The sequence below is a fragment of the Moorena sp. SIO3I6 genome, from assembly GCF_010672095.1.
Map to the genome: position 1 here is coordinate 1 of NZ_JAAHHU010000996.1, position 1816 is coordinate 1816.

The following is a 1816-nucleotide window of genomic DNA, read 5'->3' on the forward strand; positions in this document are numbered from 1 at the left end:
ACCCAATGCAGTTGATTCTCTATACACCAATGTTGGCGAATAGCTTTTGCTAAAAGTTCAGCATTATTGGGTAGACTACTAATATAATATCTTCGTTCAAAACTTGTTTTTCCATCTTTTTCTTTTCGCCAATAATCTACCCAACCTATTGAGTTGAGTTTTTCCCATTCCCCGTTTGGATCAATTGCTTCTTTAACATTACTAAGCATTTGGTAATATCTGTGTTCTTCACGATTATGTCCAGTTTCTGACTGCAAATACTGACTGATCGTGATGTTTTTTAATCTAGATTTAGGTAATGTATTGACGATTTTTTCGACTCGTTCATAAAGATAAGCTTGATTCTTTTTTAAGGTAATTAAATAGTCGGCCTCTTTGGCTACAATTTGCTTGACAATTTATTTTTGACAGCCCATAGCATCAATAGTTATGATGCAACCCGATAGTTCTAAAACTTTTATAAGTTTGGGAATAGCTGTTATTTCATTGGATTTTTCATCTACTTTTACTTGCCCTAAAACCAGGCGATTCGCTGTTGCCCATGCACTAACCATATGAATAGCTGCTTTGTCAGAACTTTTGTCATAGGAATGACGTAAAGTTTTCCCGTCAATCGCTACTATTTCTCCAAAAGTGACCTGACTAATTGATTGAACCCACTTCAAAAAACACTGCTGTAATTGTTCGGTTTCAAGTTTCGCAAAAACTCTGGCAATTGTGTCGTGAGATGGAATTCCATTAGGTAATTCTAAAAACTTTTTTAACCATTTATATTTGGTTTTACCGTAGAGTTCTATGTCAACCCAGGTGTCGGCACCACTAATCACCGCACAGATAGTAATTGTAATAATATCAATTAATTTATGTAGTTTGCTTCGGTAAACTCTGGGATCTTTTAAATCACTAAAATGCTCATAAATCGTAGTTTTTGGTCTGAGTTTCATTGCTGAGTATTTCTAAAAATTATGCTTTGATTTTCCTTCATAAAGACCTAATTTAAATCTTAATTTTAGGGTCTAAATCTTAACTAGTATTAAGGAAATTGAATTATTGTAAATAATAAGCTCGTTACCATTCTAGGCCACGGGGAATGCCAATAGAGCAGATCTGCATATAAAGCAGGGTAATCGCATCTAAAATTGAGTGGAAGTATGTATAAAATGTGTGTAGAGAATTGATGTTTAACCCAGGTCACCAGCTCACAGAGCCAGAGGGATACCAGCTATTCATCCCAGCAGTAAGGCGAAGAAGGGCTAGTATGTTCGGGTTGTCTGTCCACCTGTAGTCTTAATCCTAAAGTGAATCTGAGTCCATCGAGGGTTTTCAAGTCATTGGTTCGCACTGGCTGCAAGTATCTCGAGCAAGAAATCATTATCAATGGCAGCTCGGTAACGCTTCATCTTCAAACTCTGCGAAAGAAGGTTCCTGTTTGAGTAAACTCACACTCTTTGCGTCGCAATAATCCTAGATTTTGAGCCCCATGACCCTGACGAAATCGACTGGCATCGGAGTTGAAGGTGACATCGAGCAACCCTTTGGAGACTGTTTTCAATGCTCCAATGGCAACGAATAACTTGGTTGTGCCTTGGGGCATTAGCTTCGAGACTACTGATATAGAACTGAGGAAGTTGTGTTGTACCATTCCATAATTCTCTGCGACGTTTGACCATCACAACGGTGGTCAGACCTAACCACTGATCTTGCCTATGCAACGGGGGAAGTTGGCTGACAGAAACAGTCCACACCTGACGGACTTCGATACGGTGATGTCCACTCTCTATGGTTTGGTCATAGTCGTAGTCAATGCCTTGCCATT

1 protein-coding gene and 1 pseudogene are annotated in these 1816 nt (G+C 38.8%); both read right to left on the minus strand.

Annotated elements, in window-relative coordinates; translation table 11 throughout:
• Positions 1–944, minus strand: a pseudogene (locus F6K49_RS45370) (ISAs1 family transposase); the annotation flags it as partial.
• Between the two features lie 495 nt (positions 945–1439).
• Positions 1440–1745 carry a hypothetical protein gene (locus F6K49_RS45375; protein ID WP_366514325.1) on the minus strand — a complete coding sequence of 102 codons (306 nt, stop codon included), beginning with the start codon at positions 1743–1745 and terminating at the stop codon, positions 1440–1442.
• Between the last annotated feature and the right edge of the window lie 71 nt (positions 1746–1816).